Origin of the sequence: Bathymodiolus platifrons methanotrophic gill symbiont, assembly GCF_002189065.1 — a bacterium.
Classification (GTDB): Bacteria; Pseudomonadota; Gammaproteobacteria; order Methylococcales; family Methylomonadaceae; genus Methyloprofundus.
Genome location: NZ_BDMN01000201.1, coordinates 1 through 4,226, shown reverse-complemented (window position 1 = coordinate 4,226; position 4,226 = coordinate 1). Strand labels below are relative to the sequence as shown.

General features: G+C 38.9%; 9 protein-coding genes. 4 read left to right on the top strand and 5 right to left on the bottom strand.

Annotation, left to right across the window (positions count from 1 at the left end; translation table 11 throughout):
• The coding region (locus tag CDZ78_RS11915; RefSeq protein WP_140414023.1) for a DDE-type integrase/transposase/recombinase at positions 1–344 on the top strand (344 nt) is incomplete at its 5' end.
• Positions 345–566: 222 nt separating this feature from the next.
• Here the strand turns inward: CDZ78_RS11915 and CDZ78_RS11910 are convergent.
• The 3 genes from CDZ78_RS11910 to CDZ78_RS23780 all read right to left on the bottom strand — a co-directional run bounded on the left by CDZ78_RS11910 (position 567) and on the right by CDZ78_RS23780 (position 1,774).
• On the bottom strand, positions 567–857 hold the full coding sequence (locus CDZ78_RS11910) for a hypothetical protein (protein WP_087870210.1): 291 nt from the start codon (positions 855–857) through the stop codon (positions 567–569).
• 1 nt (position 858) lies between these two features.
• Positions 859–1,497: an AAA family ATPase gene (locus CDZ78_RS11905; RefSeq protein ID WP_087870209.1), complete on the bottom strand. Its 639-nt coding sequence runs from the start codon at positions 1,495–1,497 to the stop codon at positions 859–861.
• Between the two features lie 145 nt (positions 1,498–1,642).
• Entirely contained in the window at positions 1,643–1,774 is a 132-nt protein-coding gene (locus tag CDZ78_RS23780; protein ID WP_280175573.1) for a hypothetical protein, read from the bottom strand.
• A 12-nt stretch (positions 1,775–1,786) separates the two neighbouring features.
• Here CDZ78_RS23780 and CDZ78_RS23775 point away from each other — a divergent pair, with 12 nt between their 5' ends.
• The 3 genes from CDZ78_RS23775 (at position 1,787) to CDZ78_RS11895 (ending at position 2,579) form a co-directional block, all read left to right on the top strand.
• Positions 1,787–1,912 (top strand): hypothetical protein, encoded by a 126-nt coding sequence (locus CDZ78_RS23775; protein WP_263458934.1) that lies wholly within the window; start codon positions 1,787–1,789, stop codon positions 1,910–1,912.
• A 176-nt stretch (positions 1,913–2,088) separates the two neighbouring features.
• Positions 2,089–2,307, top strand: coding sequence for a TA system antitoxin ParD family protein (locus CDZ78_RS11900; RefSeq protein WP_087870208.1), 219 nt, complete (start codon positions 2,089–2,091; stop codon positions 2,305–2,307).
• The gene (locus CDZ78_RS11895) at positions 2,304–2,579 is read left to right on the top strand and encodes a type II toxin-antitoxin system RelE/ParE family toxin (protein ID WP_087870207.1); all 276 of its coding nucleotides are present in this window, start codon (positions 2,304–2,306) and stop codon (positions 2,577–2,579) included. The genes CDZ78_RS11900 and CDZ78_RS11895 overlap by 4 nt, the downstream gene beginning before the upstream one ends.
• Before the next feature lie 267 nt (positions 2,580–2,846).
• Here CDZ78_RS11895 and CDZ78_RS21260 read toward each other — a convergent pair whose 3' ends face one another.
• Together CDZ78_RS21260 and CDZ78_RS11885 are read right to left on the bottom strand one after the other, a co-directional pair.
• Positions 2,847–3,806, bottom strand: coding sequence for an ISKra4 family transposase (locus CDZ78_RS21260; RefSeq protein WP_140414022.1), 960 nt, complete (start codon positions 3,804–3,806; stop codon positions 2,847–2,849).
• A gap of 60 nt (positions 3,807–3,866) precedes the next feature.
• Positions 3,867–4,226 (bottom strand): Tn3 family transposase (locus tag CDZ78_RS11885; protein ID WP_244559237.1); only part of this gene is annotated, 360 nt, incomplete at its 5' end.

Here is a 4,226-nt window from a genome sequence, read left to right as displayed (position 1 = left end):
CCGCATTTTTCAAACAAACGATTAACAATAATGGCTTTCCTGATAAGGTCGTTATGGATAAAAGTGGCGCTAACTATGCAGGATTAGCCAATATTAACCTCTTGTTAATCCTAGCAGGGTTTACCACCATGATCGACATATTACAGGTTAAATATTTGAATAACATCATCGAACAGGATCATCGCTTTATCAAAAAAATAACAAAACCAATGATGGGCTTTAAAGCGTTTCACTCCGCTCAAGCAACCATTGATGGAATTGAAACAGCACATATGATCCGAAAGGGACAATTGGCTGAGGAGAATATTCCTGCTTATAAGCAGTTTATGGCTTTAGCAGGATAGTTATGCCTGAAGACTAGGCTTCCTGCATTTCCAACAATACTTGCGACAGAACCATTTCAGCTACTCAATAATTGGGAAACTTCAGTTATATAAATCCTAGCGTAATTATTGAGGATGCCGAAAAATTAGCGATTCAAGGCGGTTTTTTAGAACTTCCTTCATCTATTTTTATGAGTAAGATTCACAATTAAGAGCAAATTACTAGCTGCTTAACTTATTTACTTATTTAAGTTGCGTAATAATTCTATCAAAATCTTTATCATTCAAACTGTTAAGAGAGTAAAGTCCTAGCTTTATAATATCACTTCTTGATATTCTTCGAGTTTTAGACCTCAATGTTAGCCTATCAATATTCTCACTAATCTCCGTCGTTAAACTAAAGGTGTATCGTTTAAAAATTGCATTGCTGGTATCTTTTGACTTGAATGATGTTCCAATTTGTATTTTAGATAATTCCTTTTCTTGCTGGTTTTTCCTTTTATCATTGCGTTTAAGATTTCCTAACCCGCCCATTCTATTCTCCTAATAATTCATCAATTAAGGCTTCTATCTCATTAGCAGCCTTACCATTCGTTTCTTCTTCTATAACGGTTGATCCTGATTCGTCCGCATCATCGTAAATATTCCTATGGAAAATAACGGTATTTAAAGTATTTATATTGAAACTTTCGCAAGCGTCTTTAGCGTCCAGTATTCTCTTTACCTGGGATGGTAAAGTAGGGGCTTGGGTGATTACGGCTGAAAATTTACAATCTGGATTAACAGGGGTTATTAAATCAATTAAATCAGCCATTGCTGGCAACAGTTTTAAATCCCGCCTCTTAGGTCTAAATGGAATTAAAACATGTGTAGAGGCTGAAATAGCCCATCTCATGGTATCTGAATCATGGCCTCCACAATCAACCACAACCATATCAAACTGCTCTTCTATAGAAAGCAGCTCTTCTCGTATTTTTCCTGTCAGCTTTGCAAATCTAATATTCTCAAGATCAGGGTTATCACGTCTCTCCTCTATCCAATCGGCTGTTGTTTCCTGTGAATCTGCATCGACTAGGTAAACGCTTTTTTCTCGCTTTAACAATGAAACAACTATGTTTTGAGCTAGACATGATTTTCCTACCCCACCTTTGATATTTGCACACGAAATGATCATTTTTTTAATGCACTTGCTTAACTTATGTAAGTTACATAATTTACGTAAATTAAATAAGTTAAGCAAGTTATTTAATTTGCGTAAAGAGAGATAAACCAGAGAAGTTTTCTAGTCATGTTGTTGAGCTGGAAAAGATGAATGTTCTTTATGAAGCTGTAAGGTAGGCGCGCCATGCTACCTCACGAAATTCCGGGACTCCTGTCGCCGTAATTCGTTCACCTACGCAGCGAACAGGAGATGCTCCAGCCGCCCTGCGTCCGCCACAGACTGAGCACAAAACAGCTCAGTCATGGCTACCACAAATGGCTCTACGGCTATTCGGGATAAAATTTTAGCCTCCCTCGCGCGCTATCGCGCACTTCGGATTGGCAACAACCCTGCGCCTTCTGGAGACTATCATCCCGTCCGGGGCTGACAGCGAGGGCTGAACCCCAGATTCTAATAATGTTCGTACGTACGAACTTTTTAAGGGGAGTAAGAGAGAGTGCAGAATGGCGTTAGTAAATATGGCGTAACCACATTGCAAAAGGTTGCGATTTGCCACCTATCGTATAAAATAGAAACCTAACGATTTTTTTAAAAGGTTTTAAAATGGCTAGAGCAATTAAACTCTCTGATGAACTGGTAACAGACGCAACAACGCACGGTAATGCTCAGCACAGAAGCGCACCACGTCAAATAGAATACTGGGCTAGGATTGGCAAATTAGCCGATGAAAACCCTGATTTATCGCTAGGATTCATCAAAGATATATTAACGGGATTGCAAGAAAATGAAGCGGGTGATGTCAGCGAGTATCAATTCGGATGATCGTTAAACAAAGCGGTATTTTTAGCCGCAGAGTTAAAAAGCTTCATCCAGCAGAAAAGCAAGCTTTAGATGATGTGGTGAAAGTGATTATTGAAGACCCTGCTATCGGGGAGTTAAAAGTAGGTGATCTTACAGGGGTTCAGGTTTACAAATATAAGCATAAAGCCCAGCAAAATCTTCTTGCTTATCGGTTTGTTGAAGAAGAGCTGATACTCACCTTATTGGCGTTAGGTTCTCATGAAAACTTTTATCGTGATCTTAAGAAACAATGAAACATAACAGTTGAGCTTGATGATGCTTAATCAAATATTTGTAGGTTTAGCGGTACTTTCAGTTGTTATACTTTTTGGCTATTTAGCTCTATGGAGCTGGAAAGACATGAAAAACCACGAGCCAAAATAGGTGCTAGTATTTCACTATCTGAAAAGGTGATCGTTTTTAGAGCATCAAAAGAACGTAAATTCGATAATCAAGGTCGGCAGCTAGGTCATCTTTTATAGATTTTGTAAGTATAGTGTCTGTGAGGGCTTGTAATTCGTCTAAAATAGTTTGGGCTGCATTTTTTTCGTGTTTAAGCTGTGAACAACGTTCCGACAACCATTGTTTTCGTTTAGCTTGCGTCTTTTTTTCGGATAAACAGCATAAGCAGCTTTGGCTAAATATTCAGTCACATGATAAAAATCTACCAGTTGTTGTTTTGTATGCGACTCTAAAAATGTCCAGTTATCTTTTGCGCCATCAGCAATGCCGAGATAAAGTGCATCAGGGTAGCGCGCTTTGATACGTTTTATTTCTCGCTTAAATCGTTCTTTAAAACAGGCCTTCCCATGCTCGGGTGCTTCGCCTAGGTATAGGGTATGCTGACGCTCGCCATTGCAGTCATAAAGGGAAAGATTGCCAACCATCGCCTCACGATAACCTTCATTTGCCATCAGAATATAGGCACCATCCAGACTAAAAACAACTGTAGTAATCGGTTCATCAATTTCAGGGGCCGCATAGCCCCAGTTTTCTTCTTGAGCGCAAGCAATGCTACCAACCCAGTCAGTTACGTTTTGTACTGTGGACTTGGCAACCGAACGGTTGTGATTTTCTTTTAAATCAGAACAGACTGAATTTGCATTACCCTGTGAGTATTTATACGACAATTGCTGCGCAAACTTTGGTGTGGCAGCAAAAATTGTACGCGCTGAATCTTCTAAGGGACAAAAAATCTTTCCGCCTTTTGATGATTGATAAACATGACGTTCAATTTCTACGATGCCAAAAGGCGTTTGATATTTCTTGCTGTCTTTATTTCTCGAAGTTAACTTTGTATCTTCTTTAATAATGGGGGATCCATCCGTGTCAAAGCATTTTAGTGCCTCACCCGTAGCCACGCACCCTACATCATTCACTGCATCCAATATCATATTTTCCATCTTCATCATACTTCCTTCGAGATGGATTGTGGTTGATACTGTAATACTGCCATCGTTGTTATGAGTTATAGTTGTCATAGTCTATTATTATCAATTAGTACTTTGATAATAGACTATATTACAAAATAAACATTATTTTTAAGCCTCACCCATCAAAATGAGAGAGTGATTGTCTCCTGTCACCATATCAATGTTAATGTTTGTTTTATTTCCCTGAATGACGTCGTAAAGAGCGTGCCCTTCATATTCGTTAAGCCCAATATTTTTAGCATTGGCGGCAACAAAGTTTGCAATCAATGTATAAATCGATAGCCCTGGGGATTTTCCAAGATATTTTTTTGAATATCTTGATTGAATGGTGCTTTCACTAGTTGCTAATTTTTGCCCGTCAGCATCGGCCAGCATTTTGTCATCCATTATATTCCACAGTTTAAAAATAGGCAGCGAATGAATCAGGTTGCCCACCATGTCATTCGCAGCGCATAACGTCTCTATGCG

Bases quoted from the DNA above. Each gene is read 5' to 3' on its own strand.
- CDZ78_RS11910 (WP_087870210.1), bottom strand. From the start codon at position 857: ATGGGCGGGTTAGGAAATCTTAAACGCAATGATAAAAGGAAAAACCAG.
- CDZ78_RS11895 (WP_087870207.1), top strand. From the start codon at position 2,304: ATGATCGTTAAACAAAGCGGTATTTTTAGCCGCAGAGTTAAAAAGCTT.
- CDZ78_RS11905 (WP_087870209.1), bottom strand. From the start codon at position 1,497: ATGATCATTTCGTGTGCAAATATCAAAGGTGGGGTAGGAAAATCATGT.
- CDZ78_RS21260 (WP_140414022.1), bottom strand. From the start codon at position 3,806: ATGACAACTATAACTCATAACAACGATGGCAGTATTACAGTATCAACC.
- CDZ78_RS11900 (WP_087870208.1), top strand. From the start codon at position 2,089: ATGGCTAGAGCAATTAAACTCTCTGATGAACTGGTAACAGACGCAACA.
- CDZ78_RS23775 (WP_263458934.1), top strand. From the start codon at position 1,787: ATGGCTACCACAAATGGCTCTACGGCTATTCGGGATAAAATTTTAGCC.